Origin of the sequence: Cetobacterium sp. (genome assembly GCF_048470075.1) — a bacterium.
Classification (GTDB): domain Bacteria; phylum Fusobacteriota; class Fusobacteriia; order Fusobacteriales; family Fusobacteriaceae; genus Cetobacterium_A.
On the sequence record NZ_DBGBQB010000395.1, the window covers coordinates 1 to 19,018 of the forward strand.

Sequence of the window (19,018 nt, forward strand, 5' to 3'; positions counted from 1 at the left end):
TATTGGAATACTAAAATAAAAATAAGATGGGGGTAGTATGAAAGCAAAAGATAAAATAGTGTTGTTGGGAATCTTTCTATTATTTTCTAGTAAGAATGTAAAAAGTTATTCAAATCAAATTATAATTAATGATAAGATAATTGATATTTCAAAACCTAGTGGAGCGGGTATGTCAGCTGGTAAAGATCAAACCATAATAAATAAAGGAACGATCAATGTTACAGGAAACAAGTTTACTGCAGGAATGAAGATAGATGGAGCGGGCAGAGAGGGTATAAATGAGGGAATTATAAATCATGTTGGAAATGGAATTGATACTTCAAATGCTATAGTTGCTCAAAATGGAGGATATGGGGAGAATAGAAATATAGTAAATGTTTCTGGAAAAAATGCATCAGGGCTATCAGCAGAAAAAGTTGGGTCTAAAGGGATTAATAATGGAGAGATAAATGTTTCTAAAAGTGCCAATGGAATGAAGGTAACTAGCAAAGGAGAGGGAATCAATAATGGAAGAATAAATGTTAGTTCAGCAAACTCTACAGGTATTTTAGCAATTGATTCCAATTCAAAAGCGAAAAATGAAGGAGATATCTATGTCTCTGGAAATAACTCTGCAGGTATATCACTTACAAAAGGAAGTTCTGGTGAAAATAGAGGAAATATATATGTGACAGCGGGGCAATTCACATCAGGAATAAAAGCGGACGGAGCAAAAAGTGAAGGAATAAATAGTGGGAAAATAATTCATGTTGGAAATGGGCAGACTTCAAATGCAATGTTAGTGCAGAATGGAGGAAGTATTAAAAATAATGGATTAGTTGAAGTAACTGGAGTTAATACTTCAGCTGTGAACTCTTCAGGAAAAGGGAGTAAAGCTTTAAATGATAAGAAGGGACAAATAAATATTTTTGATAAGGCCTTAGGGATGAAGATAGAGAATAACGGATTTGGAGAGAATGCAGGAACCATTTCAAACTATAGTACTGGAATAGGAATGGATATAAAAGTTGCTGGAACAGGGATTAACAGTGGGATAGTAGAAAATTACTCCACAAGTTCAGGAGTTAAGGTAGCTGGAAAATTTACAAATACTGGGGAGATTAAAAACTATGGTTCTGGAAATGCGGTTTTAGTAAGCGATGGAATTTTTATAAATGATGGAGGAACAATAGATGGAACAAATGGTGTAGCCATAAAATCGGAGGTTCTTAGATTAAAAGATTCAGTTACTGGAAAGTATTATGATGCACCTACCAATAATTCGGTAGTTTTAAAAGGTGGAAAAGTAACAGGAAACATCATAGGTGGAATTGGAATAGATGCGCTTTTCCTTCAGGGAGATAATAATCTATCAGATATAAAGTTAGAAAACTATGAGATTCTATCAGCAACAGGTGGAAATAGTAAAATAGATAGAGCTTTTATAGATTTAGAATATAATAAAGGAAATAAAGATTATTTTGAGACAAATAAAGATAAGCTTGAAAATGATGGAGTTATAACAGCGGACAAAGGTAGATTAGAAATATCAAATAGTTCCCTAGTGGTAGACTTCAAAAACTCTTTAACTGATAAAACTTTAGAGAACTCAATAATTTCAGCTGATAAGTTAGTTTTAAATGGAGATATAAGTTTTTCTTTTATCTCAGGGGATGGAAGAGAAGAGTTTAATTTGTCAGAAGCCTTTGGAGGAGTATATATTGAACTTGGGGATAACGCTAAAATAAATTCATCAGTAATTTGGAATTATGAAGTGAAAGATGGAAATATTATAGCTAAGAAAAATAACTATGGAGAAATAGTAAATACAGGAAAATTATTAAAATTTGTAAAAACGCTAGAAACTGATAGAGTAGCAAAAAGTTTTTCGGAGGAGAGAAGTACAGATAAGAGCTTGCTCTATGCAGTTTCTGATGCGGAACAGCTACAGACAACAGGAGAGTTTACAGAAGCAATGAAGCAACTATCCGGTGGAGTTTATGGATATATGGCTGATATAGCAGCATTGAACTCTAAAACTTTATCTAAAAGAATGTTAGATAGAGTTATTCAAAGTGATTTTACAAGAGAAAGAGCAACTAACTCTTCAACACAAGATATTATATATATGGACAATAATCACAGAATAAAAGGTCTTATGGATGTTTCCTATATTGAGCATGGAGTCTTAGGTGTTACAGAAAAACAGATTGAAAATAATGCTAAACTAGGTTTGATGTATGGAGGAACTAATGGAAAAGTTAAGTTTCAAAGTGGTGAGTATGGAAGTGCAGATTTAGATAATATCTATGTCGGAGGATATTATAACTATAAATTTACGGATAGATTTTCTTTAACTTCAAATGCAAGAGTTACAACATCATTTAACTCTTTAAAAAGAACTGTAAATTACGGAAATACATATGGTAAATTTGATTCAACATTCCCTACATATGGATTAGGATTGGGAACAATAGCAGCTTATAATATCTTAAAAGATGATTACAAATTTGGAGTTTATGGAGGAATAGATTGGACTAAAATAGTTCAAGGAAATATATCTGAAGATCCAATTCCTACAAACAAACCACAAAATGAGTTAGCTATTAATAATAAAGGGACTGTGGATGAAGAGTTCTATGATTCAGTTGTACCAAGAGTTGGATTTCTTTTAGAAAAAACTGGGTATCTGTTTGGAAAAAAATATATTATTGGTGGAAATATGGAGTATGAAACAGAGTTAGGAAATATAAAAGATGGAAAGGTATTAAAGTTACAAGGATTATCTGAGAAATATAGGATAGAGACAACTAAAATGGAAAATTTAGTGTCATATAATATCTTTGCATCATTAAACTTAACGGAAGACTTCTCAATTTTAGGTAGCTATACCTCAACAAAATCTAAAGAGTATGATGCTGATAGTTTAACATTGGGAGGTAAGTATAAATTCAATTCAGTGGGAGATACTATCAATACATATTTTGATAATTTAGCTGGAAATAAGAGTGATAGATGGAGAGGAACAATCAATCTTTTGCTAGAGGTAGAGGATGATTCGGACAGAGTATACTTTGATATGGATGGAAATCCTTATCCTGGAGATTATGCAGCGTCCACACTGTATATACCCAAATTAACAATGAGTTTAAATGATTTAAAATCAAAATGGTCCTATTATTTTGAAGGATATTATAAAGACAATGAGATGTTTCAGGGATTAAAATCTAATGAAGCGGAACAGCATATGACAAGAGTTCATTTAGAAGCTAGATGGAATGACACTTTTTCTAGAGGAAGATATGGTGTTAATTTAGCTTATAGAAATGAGACAAGTGAAAAACCACAAAATTATGGGAAGAAAAATTTCAGAGAGGTTAAAAGAGGAGTTCATCAAGCTAGAGTTACTCCAAATTTCCTATATAATATAGGGGATGGGTTTGCGTTAAATGGTAGTTTTACAAATATTTATGAATATAATTACTTAGGTGATAGAGAAGGACAAAGTGATTTTATAATGGAGAATCAAGGTGGATTGGACTATACAGGGCTTATGCCAAGAGTGTTTATGAGAGTAAATTATTTTAGAGAAGATAGATGGTATGATCATAACAATCCTGGAAACGTAGAGAAATATCATTTGACTCAGATAAGACCTACGTTTAGATACTACTTTGGAAATGGAGCAAATGTTCAGATAGAAGCTAGACTACCTATAGGTAGTGGAGGATATTCCAATGTAACTAGAACTCAAAAAGTAAATACAGAAAATTATGAAACAAGATATGGAATAAAGTATACTCAACCTCTGGCTCCAGGTCTTTCAGGAACAATAGGAGCTACACTATTAACTATAAAAAGTAAAAATAAATTGACAGGTAATGAAAATAGATATCACTCATTTAGACCAATGGTTGGAGTAAGTTATAGCTTTTAATTAAAGGGGGAGAAATTTGAAAAAAAAGATAATTTTAATGTTGCTTCTATCTCTATCTATTGTTGAAGCAAGTGAGAAGAAAGTAGTCAAAGAGAGTTCGATTAAAGATATAGTTAAAAATAGTTCTGTAATATCTCAAAGTGAAAAAGAGGATTTTAAAAATATGAGATTAAAATGGGCAGAGTTTTTAACAGGAAAAGAGAGTTTGGAGTTACAAAGTCCAAAAATTAAGATAGACACAATTAATACTTTGAATAATATGGGGAAAAAAAGTTTAGAAAACTATAACTATTCTAAAGATAGAACATCAATCTATTCAGATTTGGGCAATATGAAAAATGGGATTCAAATTCAAACAACTTATGAAAGATTAAAAAATTTAAGTAAGGTTTACGTTATTCCAGGAACAAGTTTTTATAAGGATGAGAGAATAAAAAAAGAGATTTTAGATTCATTGGAGTGGTTGCATGAAAATGCTTACTATGAAGGTGCTCCAGAGTATGGAAACTGGTGGCAATGGGAGCTTGGAATACCTAAAAATATAAATGAGATAGTAGCTATTATGTATGATGAGATTCCAATTGAAAATAGGATGAAATATTTAAAAACATCCCAGTATTTCCAACCCTATGCAAAATACTCAGGATATAGTCCTTCGGCAAAATACTCCTCATCACCAGAACTAAGGGTATCTACTGGTGGAAATAGAATGGATACATCTATAATTTCTTTTGCTCGTGGATTTTTAATGGAGGACAGAGAGCAAGTACTAGATGGGGTACAAGCGGTGGGAGATGTTGGAGAATATGTGGAATCAGGAGATGGGTTCTATAGAGACTCATCCTTTATACAACATGGAAATATACCATACAATGGAACATATGCCTCTGTATTATTCAATGGATTAGGAACAATGTTATATCTAACATCAGGTACTCAATATGAGATGACAGATAAAAGGTTAAATAATATATATGACTCTATAATTGATGGATACTCATATTTAATAATAAATGGTGGTATTACAGATGCTGTTAGTGGAAGATCAATATCTAGAGATGGTGGAGATGAACTTGAAAGAGGGAGAGGTGTTGTAACCTCTGTTGCCATGATATCTGAGGGGGCACCAGAACCATATAGAGGACAATTGAGAAAACTTGTAAAAAAAGCCTTAGAGGAGAATACTGCCTATGATACAACCGAAAAAATATATAATTTAAAATTGAAAGAGATAATGAAAAATATAAAGAATACAGAGCAGTATGAAAAAAATAGTGAACCTAAAAGTAAAGTGTTCTGGGGAATGGATAGAGTTGTTCATCAAGGACCAGAAAATATAAAATTTGTAATAAGTATGCATTCATCAAGAATTGGAAACTATGAAACTATGAATGGTGAAAATAAAAAGGGATGGTATACAGGGGATGGAGTAACATATATCTATGGTAAAAATTCCAATAAATCGAAGGAGTTTTGGCCAACAGTGGATATGTATCACCTTCCAGGAACAACAGAAAGTGTAAACGAAAGAAAAGATGGATCTGGAGAGAGAAGGCATAAAGCAAAGATGAGTCCGAAATCCTTTGTAGGAGGAGTTACAACAGGAAAGGTAACACTGGCAGCTATGGATTTTCTCTCTTGGAATAATCAAACTTCAGCTAAAAAATCTTGGTTTTTAATAGATAATACAATGATAGCCATGGGGTCTAATATAAGTAGTTCAGATGGAGAGATTCATACAACTGTTGACAATAGAGTTGTCGATGGAGAGATTCTCAAATATAATGTATTATCCAAGGGAGAGCTAGTATCAAAGAGAGAGAAAAGGGTTGGAAATTGGAAAAGCATTGGAGGGAAAAGTGAAACTCCAGTGGAAGTTGAGTATATAACAACCTATATAAACCATGGAAAAAATCCTAAGAATGCAAGTTATCTGTATAGTGTGGGATTGGATAGCATATCTCAAAATGATATTGAAATTCTATCTCAAAATGAAAAAGCTCACGGAATAAGGGTAAAAGATTACGTAGGAATAAATTTCTGGAAAGACGACCAATATAAAGTTGAAAAATATAAGACTTTTAGTACATTGTCACTACTAGCTTTAGAAAAGGGGGATACATTGGAGTTATGGGTAAGTGATCCAACACAACTCTCAAATGTAATGTCTATATTGGAGGTTGATGGAAGTTATAGATTAGCTGAAACTACAGATAAAAATTTGAAAATAGAATCTGAAAAAAATAAAACTATTTTAAAAATAGACAATATTAGAGATGGTGAAACAAAGTATATAAAGCTAATAAAATAAAGTGATTAATTAGAGGACCTTCTAGATAGATGATTTTACATCATAAAAATTTAGAAGGTCTTTATAAATTAGAGAGGTGTTTTTTAGTGAGGAAAAATTTGGTATTTATAACAACGGATCATCAAAGAGCAGACACTATTGGGATGATACAAAATGGAAGAGAGGTGACACCAAACTTAAATAGATTAGCTCTGGAGGGAGTTGATTTTAAAAGAGCATATACGACATGCCCACTGTGTGTTCCTGCTAGAACCTCTTTAGCAACAGGATGCTTTCCCACTAGAAATAAGGTGGTGATAAACGATTTGAAAAATATTCCAGATATTACAAGAGATAGTAAAACAATCCATCAATATCTCTTTGAAAATGGATATAGTGTAAGTCATTTTGGAATGCAGCATATAACTGTGAAACCACCTTTGGAGGAAAGAGTTAAATTTAAAGAGTTTTTAACGGATGATGACTATGAAAAAATATGTAAAAGAGAGGGTTTACCTCTATTTGGAGTCACAGAAGATAGAGTGAGGGTCAGTGAAAGACATGGGGATATCTATGAGGATAGAGAGTATACAGGCTCCAGAGTTTCGCTCTTTGAAAGAGAGGAGAGTTTATTTAGAGATAGATTTTATATAGATAGGGCTCTTAAATATTTAGATGGTGAAACTTTTGAAAACCCCATAGGACTATTTATAAATATATGGGCTCCCCATCCACCATTTAAAGTTTTAAAGGGTTTGATGGAGAGATTTCCAAATCCAGAACTTCCAGAAAATATAAATAAAATATGTGAGGGAGAACCCTCTAAAAGACGTGAGGGAATAGCGGCCCAACTGGCTGAGGAGAGAGATTTAAAGCACTGGAAAGATGTTTGGAAAGCATATCTAGGTCTTACAAACTATGCGGATGAACTTATTGGTGAGATTATAGAAAAATTAAGAGAAAAAGGGGAGTATGAGAATACTGTATTTGTTTTTACAGCTGATCATGGAGATCATTTGGGACAACATAAGATGTTTCAGAAGATGGAGATGTATGAGCAGAGTATAAATATCCCATTAATAATTAAAGAACCTGGAAAAAAAGGGAAAAGAGTGGATACAGTTGTGAGTCATTTAGATATATTACCAACTGTGCTAGATATCTTAGAGATAAAAAGTGATAGAAGTTTTGTTGGAGAAAATATTTTAAAGAGTGAAGTTCAGAATAAGGATAGGTTTGCATACAGTCAATATTCAGGAAATCAAGTGGCTATTGGGGATATAAGAAGAGCGATTATCAGTAAAGATTTTAAATATGTGTATGATCCTAGAGATTCTGAGGAACTATTTAATTTAAGGGTTGATCCCTTGGAGATGAAGAATTTAGAGGGAAAACCAGAGTATAAAGAGATTAAGAGAGGTTTAAAAAATCAAATGTCTCTATTTTTTAAAGAGCAGAATGATTGGATACATATTATATAAGATGGAGGGAGTTATGAATAAGAAAATCGGATTATTACTATTAGTTGGAGCACTTTTACAAAGGGGAGTTTTAGCACAGGGGCATAAAATCTCTGAAAAACCAGTGGAGTTAAGTATTTTAGCTATTCAAAATGGAAAGACATTTGATGAGAGCTGGACAGTTTTTAAAGAGGCTTTTAAAGACACAAATGTAAAATTAAAAAGTTATAGTTCTAAAAATTTAACAGATGAGATACAGGCCTTTAATTTAGCTGTATCATCGGGAAATCTGCCGGATATTATCTCTTTAGCTTATCCTGAAAAGTTGGAGAGCTTGGGTATGGATGGAGGAATCATACCACTGAATGAACTAATAGATAAGCATGCACCAAATATAAAGGCATTTTTTGAAAAATATCCAAGATATAAGATGGATGCAGTGGCAGCAGATGGAAATATCTACTTTATACCTGATTACTATGATTGGTACAATATGAAGGCAGCTCAAGGTGTATTCATAAGAAAAGACTGGTTGGATAAGTTGGGGCTAAAAAAACCAGAGACAATGGATGAACTATATGAAGTTATGGTGGCCTTTAAAACAAAGGACCCAAATGGAAATGGGAAAAATGATGAGATTCCATACTTTGAAAGATCGGCAGAGTTTGCAGATAAGGAGTTAGTGGGACTATTTGGAGCAGAGATTGGTTTCTTTGTAGATGAGAATGGAAAGGTAAATTTTGGTCCAGCAACAGCCAGATATAAGGAGGCTATGCCTCAAGTAATAAAGTGGTATAAGGAGGGGCTAATAGATCCAGAGATATTCACAAGAGGATTCCAAGCTAGAGATTATATGTTAAGAAATGATCTAGGTGGAGTAACATTTGATTGGTTTGCAAGTACAGCGTCATACAATGAGGATAAAGAGTTAAAAGATAAGGTGAAAGATTTTGAATTTATAGCGATAGACCCACCAAAATATAAGGGCAAAAGTTATGCTCCAGATGCTAGAACAACTTATCTAGGGGGATGGGGAATAAGTGCAACATGTAAAGACCCAGTTACAGCTATAAAGTATTTTGATTACTGGTTCTCTGAAAAAGGTTATGAGCTATCTAACTGGGGTGTAGAAAATGATACATTTGTTAAAGAGGAAAATGGTAAAAAGAAATTTACAGATATAGTTATGAAAGCTGATGGGAAAACACCACTACAGGTTTTAAGAGATAAGGGTATACAGTTTAGAATAGGAGCTCTACAAGATTATGAGTATGAAAAGGCTTGGGGAAATCCAAAAGCTTCAGAATGGGCGGAGATGTATATGAAAAATGGATATATAGTTGACCCTATGCCAACATTAAAATATACAAAAGAGGAGAATAGAAAGATTCAAAAGATAAACTCTCAACTTGATATGGCTGTAAAGGAGATGAATCAAAAATGGATTTTAGGAGCCGTAGATTTTGATAAAACATATGACGAATTTTTAAAGAGATTAAATGAGATTGGATTAAAAGAGGGAATAGAGATAAATCAGAAAGCCTATGATAGATTCATTAATTCTAGTAACTAATAAAGAATAAAGTGTATTTTTCTAGTTATAAAAGTAGAAAAATGATATATAGAAAAAAGTATATCCTAAAATGATGATTTACACTTAAAAAAAATTAAACTATAATCACCTTACAAAACGTAGATAAGTAAGGAGGGTTAGTATGAAAGAAAATATTTTAGAAATGGATGAAAAAATAGAATCAGAAAAAGTAGGTCTCATAAAAAAAATAATGACTGGTTTGAAAAAGGGAAATGTAAAAGATCAGATGTCATTATACTTAATTTTTCTTCCATTTATACTTTGGTATATGATATTTGCATATAAACCAATGTATGGTCTTATAATCGCTTTTAAGGATTACAATCTATTTAGGGGAATAGCAGGAAGTGACTGGGTAGGACTGGCAAACTTTACAGAGTTTTTAACAAGCCCATACTTTTATACAACTCTAAAAAATACAATATTTTTAAACATATATAGTTTAGTGTTTGAGTTCCCATTTGCCATTATTTTAGCACTTATGCTAAATGAGGTAAAAAATAGATTTTTTAAATCTTTTGTTCAAACAGTTTCGTTTTTACCATACTTCATAGCGATAGTTGTAACAGCGGGAATAACTATAAATATTCTTTCTCCAAGTAGTGGAGTAATCAACCATATACTTGAAAAGTTTGGATTTGAAAGAATATACTTCTTATCAAAACCAGAGTATTTTAGAGGGATATTTACAGGGATGAATATGTGGAAAAGTACAGGATTTAATGCGGTTATATATCTGGCGGCTCTAACAGCAGTGGATGAATCACTGTATGAAGCGGCAAAGATAGATGGAGCTACAAAGTTTCAACAACTTAGATTTATAACTTTCCCATCAATTATTCCAACAATAGTTATAATGTTAGTTTTAAAAGTTGGAAGTATGCTAAATGTTGCCTTTGAAACGGTACTACTACTTTATCAACCAGCAACATACTCAACATCAGATGTTATCAGTACATATGTTTATAGAACAGGTATGTTAATGCAAGACTTTGGTCTAGCTACAGCAGTTGGACTATTTAACGCAGTTGTTGGATTTATACTGGTTTACCTGGCAAATAGATGGAGTAAGAAGATAACAGCATCTGGGCTTTGGTAGAAAGTAATGGCAATTAGAGATAGATTGAAAGGAGAGATTTATGAGTAAGATTAAAAGATCAAAAGATGAAAAAATATTTGATTTTATCAATTATACCCTACTGGCAATATTTGGGATAATGTTTATATACCCGATTATATATGTATTTTCAGCATCAGTAACTAAGCCATATCTTTTGGAGATAGGGGAGATGTATCTTTTACCTAAGGGAATCAGTATGGCATCTTTTAAAGCTGCTATGAGCTTAGATGGAATATGGTTAGCCTATGCAAACAGTATCTTTATAACAGTTGTAGGAACTGTGGTAAGTATGTTCTTTACAATAACTGGGGCCTATGTTTTATCAAAACCAGAGTTAAAATTTAGAAAAATTCTAACTTTAATGGTTGTAGTAACAATGTGGTTTGACCCAGGAATGATTCCAAGATACCTAAATTTTAGAGACTTAGGGCTTATTAATAGTTATACATCTGTAATCGTTGGATTTGCAGTAAATACATTTAACGTAATAATTTTAAAAAGTTTCTTTGAAGCAGTACCAAAATCTTTAGAGGAATCAGCGAGAATAGATGGTGCAAGTCAGTGGCAGATTATGACAAAGATATATCTACCTCTATCGACTTCAGCACTGACAACAGTATCTCTATTCTATGCAATCTCAAGATGGAATGGATACTTCTGGACAATGGTTTTATTAACTGATGACTCTAAAGTTCCATTACAAGTTTTCTTAAAGAAATTGATTGTAGAAAAGAATATGGCTGGAGAAGCGGCACAAATAATTACACCAGAGAGTTTAACATCACCGCAATCTATAATCTATGCTGTAATAGTATTATCAATAATTCCAATACTTATTATATATCCGTTTATCCAAAAGTTCTTCAGAAAAGGGGTTACTTTAGGAGCAGTAAAAGAGTAAAAGAAAATTAAAAATAAAAGTTCATAACATTTAGGAGGAAATTTAATATGAGATTAGATACAAGATATGCAAACCACCCTGAGGATTCAAAACACTACACAACAGAGGAGCTAAGAAAACACTATTTAATGGAAACAGTTTTTATAGCTGATGAAGTTAACCTTATGTACTCTCATGTGGACAGAGTTATAGCTGGAGGAGTTATGCCAGTTGAAACAGAGGTGAAGTTAGAGGGATGTAAAGAGTTAGGGTCTGAGTTTTTCTTAGAGAGAAGAGAGCTTGGAATTATAAATATAGGTGGATCAGGTAAAATAGTTCTTGATGGAGTTGAATATGATATGGCTTCAAAAGATGGACTATATGTTGGAATGGGAGTGAAAGAGATCACATTTAAATCTGATTGTAAAGAGAATCCAGCAAAGTACTACGTAAACAGTGCACCAGCTCATGTAGCTTACCCAACTGTTAAAATAGATATAGCAAATGCTAATGCAGTTCATTTAGGTGATTTAGAGAATTCAAACAAAAGAACTATATTCCAATATGTTCACCCTGCAGTTTGTAAATCATGTCAACTTTTAATGGGAATGACTGTATTAGACCCAAATAATATGTGGAATACTATGCCAACACACACTCATGAGAGAAGAATGGAAGTTTACTTCTATTTCAATATGGATGAGAATACAAGAGTGTTCCATTTGATGGGACAACCTCAAGAGACTCGTCACATTGTAATGGCTAATGAGCAAGCGGTAATATCACCATCATGGTCAATTCACTCAGGTGTAGGAACTAAAAACTATACATTTATCTGGGGAATGGCTGGGGAGAACCAAACATTTACAGATATGGACCATATAGCAATGGATCAATTGAGATAGTAGTAAAAATAAGCTAGTGTTTAATTAAGGAGGGAAATGCATGTTAAATATGTTTAATTTAGAGGGAAAAGTTGCAATGGTAACTGGAGGTAACGTAGGAATAGGAAATGCTCTTGCAATGGGACTTGCAAAGGCAGGAGCAGACCTATTTATATTCACATATAATGATGATAATATGGAAAATGTTATAAAAGAGGTAGAAGCACTTGGAAGAAAGGTAGCTTATGCCACTGGAGATCTATCAAAAGAATCTGTGGCTATGGAAGCAGTTAGTAAATGTATAGAGGCTTTTGGAAGAATAGATATCCTAGTAAACAATGCTGGAACTATAAAAAGAGCACCACTTTTAGAGGGAAATAATGAGGATTGGCAATCAGTTATTGACTTAAACCTATCTTCAATATACTATTTAAGTAAGACTGCAGCAATAGAGATGAAAAAGCAAGGTGGAGGAAAGATAATAAATATAGCTTCAATGCTATCATTCCAAGGTGGAAAGTTTGTTCCATCATACACAGCTAGTAAGCATGGTGTGGCAGGACTTACAAAAGCTTTTGCAAATGAGTTGGCAGCAGATAATATTCAAGTGAATGCCATAGCACCAGGATATATAGAGACAGCTAATACAGCGCCAATTAGAGCTGATGAAAAGAGAAATGCAGAGATATTGGGAAGAATACCTGCTGCTAGATGGGGACAGACATCAGATCTAGTGGGGGGAGCGATATTTTTAGCATCTAAGGCAGCAGACTATGTAAATGGACATATTCTGGCTATAGATGGTGGATGGTTAGTTAGATAAAAAATAAGGGGAGAAAGTTATAATGAAGAGAAAAATTGCAATGGGAGCGTTACTTTTATCAGCGCTTATGTTTAATGGATGTTCAAAGGATGGAGACTCAAAAAATAGTGGAACAGCAGCTAAAGAAAAGGATAAAAATCTTTCAGTATTCCTAGTTTTTAATGGAATGCCTTTAAGTGATGACTGGGCAGTTTATAAAAAAGCTGAAGAGGCCACAGGAGTAAAAATAAAATCATATGCATCTAAAAATAATACTGATTCTACGCAAGCGTATAATCTTATGCTAGCTTCTAATGATTTCTCAGATATTATAGCTTATAGAGTTCCAGATTTAGAGAAGTTAGGTAGTGATGGTGGAATGATACCGTTAAATGATTTAATAGATAAGCATGCACCAAATATAAAGAAGTTTATAGATGAAAATCCAGTGTATAAAAAGGATATGTATTCACTGGATGGAAAGATATATGCTATTCCAACATACTATGATCTGGATAAATTGAGTGTATCATCAGGGCTATTTATAAGAACAGACTGGTTAAAAAAGTTTGGATTACCAGTTCCTAAAACTTTAGAGGAAACTGAAAATGCTTTAACAGTATTTAAAGAGCAGGACGCAAATGGAAATGGAAGAAAAGATGAGGTAGGAATCTTTGTCCGTGGAAATATTCAAGCGGCACTAAACAATTTAACTGGTATCTTTGGAGCTAGACCATATAAAACATTCTATGTGGAAAATGATCAGGTTACTTTTGCAACATTAGATCCAAACTTTAAAGAAGCGGTAAAATTAGCGGCTGATTGGTACAAAAAAGGACTTATAGATAAAGAGGTTTTCACTAGAGGTTGGGGTGCAAGAGATGCTGTATTACCTACAAATATAGGTGGAATGACTTTAGATTGGTTTGGAAGTACAGCAAGTTATAACAGTTTGGCTACAGGTCAAATACCAGGATTTGAATTCTATCCAATAGAGCCAATTGAGATAAAAGATGGAGTGAAAAGTGTAACAGTTGGAAGAAATACAACTCCAGAGATTGGATGGGGGATCTCAGCGGCAGCAAAGAATCCAGAACAAGCTATTAAGTTTATGGATTGGTGGTTCTCAGAAGAGGGAAGAAGAACTTGGAACTTTGGAATTGAAGGAAAACACTATACAATGGTGGATGGAAAACCAGTATTCACAGATTATGTATTAAATAATCCAGATGGAAAAGGACCTTTAAAAGTTTTACAAGAGGTTGGAGCTCAAGTTTCAGGACCGGGAGTTCAGCAAGATGCGGATTATGAACTCCAATATTCAAATGATATAGCAAAACAAGGTTTTGAAATGTATATGAAGGGTGATAATACAACTAGACCATTACCAATATTGAAGTATAGCCCTAAGGATATAAAGGAGCTAGATAAGATAATGGCACTTGTAAATCAAACAACAGAGGAGTATATGCAGAAGTGGATTTTAGGTGTTTCTGATATAGATGCTGATTGGGATACATATATAAGCAGAATTCAACAAAATGGAGTGGAAAGAGCAAAAGAGATAGTACAAAAAGGATATAACCATTACAATAGTATAAAGTAAAAGATGAGGAACTAGGTATATATACCTAGTTCCTTTTATAAAATACTATACTTTTAAAGAGGGGTACTAAATGAAAAAAATTATATTGGGAGCGATTATGTTAACAGGGGTTTTATATGGACAAGACGTTAAAGTATATCAATTTGAAGATGGGATATCAACTGATATAAAAGTGGATAAAAAGGAGTCAGTCTCCATATCTAAAGGGAGATATAAAGATGGAGAGAACTCTTTAAAGTGGAATTTTAAAAATGGAGAGACTTTAAGTATTTTAGGTGATGTAGGATATAGAAACTTTCAAAAAGGTCAGCAGGAGAAAGCCAGAAGTAGTTACAGCATGTGGATATATAATGAAAACCCCATAGATGGAGAGATGTTAGTTCAATTTAAAAAAGATGGAGTTATAAAGTGTTGGTTTCCAATAAAGATGAACTTCAAGGGATGGAGAACCATGTGGGTTCAGTATGACAGAGATATGAAAGGAGTTCCTGAGGAGGGAATGGATGAGATAACCTTTATTGCACCAGATTCAACAGGGCAGTTTTGGATAGATCAGGTTATTCCTTCAGTTTTGATAGATCCTAGACACAATGCCAGAGATGAGCAGGTAGATTTTATCAATCTAGAGGCAGATACGGCTGCAAATGCACATTGGATGGCACTGTATAAAAACTATAATCAGATAGATAAAAATGAAAAAAACATAGTTTTAAAGAGTGATGAGATAGAGGGTATAAAAAAAGTTGAAAAAAGATACAGGGAAAAGCTTTTAAAAAAAGTTGAAGTTACACCGGAACTTTTAAAGGAGAAAGAGGATGAGTTTTCAAGCTATAGGGAAATAAACCTGGAATTTATTCAAAGATTAGTTATATATAAGGATTTGAAACCAGAGGAGAAGGATAGAATAAAATATATTGCAACAAAGGAGTTTGGAATATATCTGAGAGAACTGGCATATATGTATAACTCCACAGAGAACACTCAGTATAAAAATAAAGTTGCAAATCTTTTTAATGAGAGTTTGGAATATATGTATGACCAAGGGTGGACAAAGGGAAGTGCCCAAGGAACTGTTCACCATCTTGGATATCAGATGAGAGAGATATATGAAGCTATATTTTTAATGAAAGAACCTCTTGTAAAGTTAGGAACAGTGAATAAAGCTAAAGAGATGGTAACATGGTATAGTGCAATGGGAATGATATATACACCTAAAGAGAGCCTAAAGGGAGTTAATATAGATGTATTAAATACGATGCTTCCAGGGATGTTAACGGCTATACTTTTAAATGAGAATCAGGAAAAAGAGGCAAGGGAGTTATATCAACTTCAGAGTTATCTTATGAACTCTATAAAATACTCTCCAGGGGTTTTAGGAGGCTTTAAATCTGATGGAACAGTTTTTCATCATATGCAAAACTATCCAGCTTATGCAAAAGGGGCATTTGAAGGCTTAGTTCCAATAATATACTATCTGAGCGGAACACCTTATGGAATCACTGGAGAGCAATTTAAAATAGTAAAAAATTCAATACTATTGACAAGGGTCTACTCCAATAAGTATAACTATCTTCTATCTTTAACGGGAAGACATCCCAATGGAAAGTTTAAAATAGATGCAGAAGGTTTTAGACTTATGGCTCTCAGTGGAGAGAATGGAGTGGATAAAGAACTGGCTCAAGCCTATTTAAGACTTGCTCCTCAAGGTAAAGGTGTAGAAAAGTTTAAGAGTATGGGATTTAAAGAGGAGAGAGCTCCTGAAGGAGCATGGACCCTAAATCTAGGATCTGTTCAGCTCCATAGAAGAGGAGAGTGGTTAGCAGGAGTAAAGGGGTATAGTAGATATTTAGTTGGAAATGAAACATATATAAAAAATAACCTATATGGAAGATATATGAGCTATGGTGCTTTCCAAATTTTGGAGGAATCATTAAGGGAGAGTGGATATGTACAAGAGGGGTGGGATTGGAAGCATTTCCCAGGAACTACTGCAATAGATGTTCCCTTTGAAAAGTTAAAATCCAATATATCACAGGTGGATACAAAAAGTGGTGTAGAGGAGATGCTCTTATCAGATGAGACATACTCTGGAGGAAACTCATTAAATGGAAATGGTATGTTTGCCATGAAATTACATGAACACCCTAAATACAATGGTAGTCATAGGGCTAGAAAATCTGTGTTCTTTTTCAATAATAGAGCTATTTTACTTGGAAGTGGAATTGAAAATAACGATATAGAGAATGAGACACATACAACTCTATTCCAAAACTATCTTGGGGATAATCTAAAAAATAGTTATACTCAGGATGGAAAGACAGTTTTAGACTCTCAAAATAATATGTATAAGGTTATAGATGGAGACATAGTTATAAAAAAGGGAAAACAGGAATCAAGAGATCAAAACAGTGGAGAAAAAACTGAAAATAACTATGAGTTAGCCTATATAAATCATGGAAAAGCACCTCAGAATGGGAATTATCACTATAGCATATTGATAAAGGGAAATACGGAACAGCAAGAAAGTTTTAAAAAGGATTCTAAATATAAGGTTATAAATCAAGATAATAATAGCCATATAGTGAAGGATTTAAAGAGTGATACAACAGGGTATGCCCTATTTGAAAGTGGCAAGGTGAGCGATAATGAGTTTATAGAGGCTGTGGATACTCCATCATTAGTTCTTATTCAAAATATGGATAATGAACTTCAAATGAGCTTTGTAGACCCAGATTTAAGACTCTATGAGGGAAGGGATAAGGAACAGTATAGCAGTGATGGTGTGATGATAGAAAGAAGTATATATTCAAGACCTTGGATTGGAAATGAGGGCAAAGAACATACCACTTCACTTATTTTAAAGGGACACTATAGTGTTGTAGATAATCCTTTGGTAAAGTCTGAAATAGATGGAGATTTTACAAAACTAAATATTATCTCAAAAAATGGAGAAGTGGTAAATATTAAGATAAAGAGGAAATCTTAAATATATAGAAAAGGTATAGAGTATAAAAAACAGCCCATAAAATGGGCTGTTTTTTTATCTGTCATATGAATTTATCTGAAAAAATGGGTCTTTATACATCTTTCCCCATCTGATTAGATGTTCCTTTAGATAGTTAGTTATATCAGTTAAAGGGATAGGATTAAGCTGGTACTCATCCTCTGTATTGTCATATAAAAACTCTTTAGGTTCATCATTGGCAGAGTAATCATTGAAATAAACATAGGTATATTTTTCATCGATTGCTGCTCTCCAACCATAGGCAAGAGTATTTAATCCTCTCTCTTTAAGAGTGTTTAATACCTTTGGATTTCCCGTATAACATGCGGATATGGCTATATTATCCACTTTTTTTCCCTCTAAAGTTGGAGAGAGATCAACACCTTCCATCTCTTTTGGAATATCTAAATTTAAAAGAGACAATATGGTAGGGGCAATATCTGCTCCTGAAAGAGGAGTGGATATTCGTCTATTTTTATATCTATCTCCATGAGAGAGCATAAATGGTACAGAGACAGCCTCTTCAAACCAAACATGTTTACTCCAAAGTCCATGGGAACATAGCATCTCTCCATGGTCTGAAGTTACTATAATTATAGTATTTTCAAATAGATTATTCGTTTTTAAATAGTCAATTATTTTACCAAAATGCTCATCAATTCCAGTTATAGCCGCATAGTATTTTTTTACAGACTCCAAATAACCAGCCTCATCTAAAGAGAATGGTGCTATAGTTTGTGGATGGTCAACAATATTATTTAAGATTACATTCTCTCTTTTCTCAACTTTAACATCCTTATACATATCCACATATTTTTGTGGAATTAAATCAAGAGGTGTGTGTGGAGGATTCCAAGAGAGGAAAAGAGCGAAACTGTCCTCTTTATTTCTATCAATGAAATCTAGGGCGATATCTGTTTCATGTTCAACAGACCACTTATTAACATTTATCATCTCATGTGAATCCATCCAATAGTGTGGTGAAAGATGGTTATCGTCAGCTCCATAGGAATACCAAAAATCAAAGCCATGTCTCTTTGGCCCTGGTGGAGTAAAAGCGTCCCAGTCTTTGGCTCCTGAAAGAGGTAGTGTATCATCTTTTTTTTCAGGTTCATCAAGGTGCCATTTACCAATATATCCAGTTTTATATCTATTGGATTTTAAAACATCCCCAATTGTAACCTCACTTTCCTTTAAAAAGATATTTTCAAGACCGGGTTTACAGTTTGTAATAACTCCATGTGATATTGGATTTTTACCAGTTAAAATAGTGGCTCTATTAGGAGAGCAAAGAGGACAGCTGCTGTAGGCTTTTTCAAAAATAGCAGCTTCATTTGAAAAGGCATCAAAGTTAGGTGTGATAACAGGCTCCTTATTCATAAAGCCCACTGCTTCTCTTCTCCACTGATCTGCAAAGATAAATAATAGATTTGGTTTTTTCATAAAATCTCCCCCAAGTAAA

The 19,018-nt window shown here is 33.4% G+C and carries 11 protein-coding genes; 10 read left to right on the forward strand and 1 reads right to left on the reverse strand.

Annotated elements, in window-relative coordinates:
• The first annotated feature begins 37 nt into the window (after positions 1-37).
• The 10 genes from ACMOUI_RS13680 to ACMOUI_RS13725 all read left to right on the forward strand — a co-directional run bounded on the left by ACMOUI_RS13680 (position 38) and on the right by ACMOUI_RS13725 (position 17,538).
• Positions 38-3,916 (forward strand): autotransporter outer membrane beta-barrel domain-containing protein, encoded by a 3,879-nt coding sequence (locus ACMOUI_RS13680; RefSeq protein ID WP_418966248.1) that lies wholly within the window; start codon positions 38-40, stop codon positions 3,914-3,916.
• A 16-nt stretch (positions 3,917-3,932) separates the two neighbouring features.
• The gene (locus ACMOUI_RS13685; RefSeq protein ID WP_418966249.1) at positions 3,933-6,227 is read left to right on the forward strand and encodes a polysaccharide lyase 8 family protein; all 2,295 of its coding nucleotides are present in this window, start codon (positions 3,933-3,935) and stop codon (positions 6,225-6,227) included.
• Positions 6,228-6,313: 86 nt separating this feature from the next.
• Positions 6,314-7,687 carry a sulfatase-like hydrolase/transferase gene (locus tag ACMOUI_RS13690; protein WP_418966250.1) on the forward strand — a complete coding sequence of 458 codons (1,374 nt, stop codon included), beginning with the start codon at positions 6,314-6,316 and terminating at the stop codon, positions 7,685-7,687.
• A gap of 13 nt (positions 7,688-7,700) precedes the next feature.
• The gene (locus ACMOUI_RS13695; protein WP_418966251.1) at positions 7,701-9,239 is read left to right on the forward strand and encodes an ABC transporter permease; all 1,539 of its coding nucleotides are present in this window, start codon (positions 7,701-7,703) and stop codon (positions 9,237-9,239) included.
• Positions 9,240-9,381: 142 nt separating this feature from the next.
• Positions 9,382-10,359, forward strand: a complete 978-nt coding sequence (locus tag ACMOUI_RS13700) for an ABC transporter permease (RefSeq protein WP_418966252.1) — start codon at positions 9,382-9,384, stop codon at positions 10,357-10,359.
• A gap of 40 nt (positions 10,360-10,399) precedes the next feature.
• Positions 10,400-11,281 carry a carbohydrate ABC transporter permease gene (locus tag ACMOUI_RS13705; RefSeq protein ID WP_418966253.1) on the forward strand — a complete coding sequence of 294 codons (882 nt, stop codon included), beginning with the start codon at positions 10,400-10,402 and terminating at the stop codon, positions 11,279-11,281.
• A 47-nt stretch (positions 11,282-11,328) separates the two neighbouring features.
• The gene (kduI, locus tag ACMOUI_RS13710) at positions 11,329-12,165 is read left to right on the forward strand and encodes a 5-dehydro-4-deoxy-D-glucuronate isomerase (RefSeq protein ID WP_418966254.1); all 837 of its coding nucleotides are present in this window, start codon (positions 11,329-11,331) and stop codon (positions 12,163-12,165) included.
• A 40-nt stretch (positions 12,166-12,205) separates the two neighbouring features.
• Positions 12,206-12,967, forward strand: coding sequence for a 2-dehydro-3-deoxy-D-gluconate 5-dehydrogenase KduD (gene kduD / locus ACMOUI_RS13715; RefSeq protein ID WP_418966255.1), 762 nt, complete (start codon positions 12,206-12,208; stop codon positions 12,965-12,967).
• 22 nt (positions 12,968-12,989) lie between these two features.
• Entirely contained in the window at positions 12,990-14,552 is a 1,563-nt protein-coding gene (locus ACMOUI_RS13720; protein ID WP_418966256.1) for an extracellular solute-binding protein, read from the forward strand.
• Positions 14,553-14,622: 70 nt separating this feature from the next.
• Positions 14,623-17,538 carry a chondroitinase family polysaccharide lyase gene (locus tag ACMOUI_RS13725; RefSeq protein ID WP_418966257.1) on the forward strand — a complete coding sequence of 972 codons (2,916 nt, stop codon included), beginning with the start codon at positions 14,623-14,625 and terminating at the stop codon, positions 17,536-17,538.
• 54 nt (positions 17,539-17,592) lie between these two features.
• Here ACMOUI_RS13725 and ACMOUI_RS13730 read toward each other — a convergent pair whose 3' ends face one another.
• Entirely contained in the window at positions 17,593-18,999 is a 1,407-nt protein-coding gene (locus ACMOUI_RS13730) for a sulfatase (protein ID WP_418966258.1), read from the reverse strand.
• Positions 19,000-19,018 lie beyond the last annotated feature (19 nt).

Excerpts from the sequence above, each read along its gene's own strand:
- ACMOUI_RS13680 (WP_418966248.1), top strand. The coding sequence starts at position 38 with ATGAAAGCAAAAGATAAAATAGTGTTGTTGGGAATCTTTCTATTATTT.
- ACMOUI_RS13695 (WP_418966251.1), top strand. The coding sequence starts at position 7,701 with ATGAATAAGAAAATCGGATTATTACTATTAGTTGGAGCACTTTTACAA.
- ACMOUI_RS13700 (WP_418966252.1), top strand. The coding sequence starts at position 9,382 with ATGAAAGAAAATATTTTAGAAATGGATGAAAAAATAGAATCAGAAAAA.
- ACMOUI_RS13705 (WP_418966253.1), top strand. The coding sequence starts at position 10,400 with ATGAGTAAGATTAAAAGATCAAAAGATGAAAAAATATTTGATTTTATC.
- kduI (WP_418966254.1), top strand. The coding sequence starts at position 11,329 with ATGAGATTAGATACAAGATATGCAAACCACCCTGAGGATTCAAAACAC.
- kduD (WP_418966255.1), top strand. The coding sequence starts at position 12,206 with ATGTTAAATATGTTTAATTTAGAGGGAAAAGTTGCAATGGTAACTGGA.
- ACMOUI_RS13720 (WP_418966256.1), top strand. The coding sequence starts at position 12,990 with ATGAAGAGAAAAATTGCAATGGGAGCGTTACTTTTATCAGCGCTTATG.
- ACMOUI_RS13725 (WP_418966257.1), top strand. The coding sequence starts at position 14,623 with ATGAAAAAAATTATATTGGGAGCGATTATGTTAACAGGGGTTTTATAT.
- ACMOUI_RS13730 (WP_418966258.1), bottom strand. The coding sequence starts at position 18,999 with ATGAAAAAACCAAATCTATTATTTATCTTTGCAGATCAGTGGAGAAGA.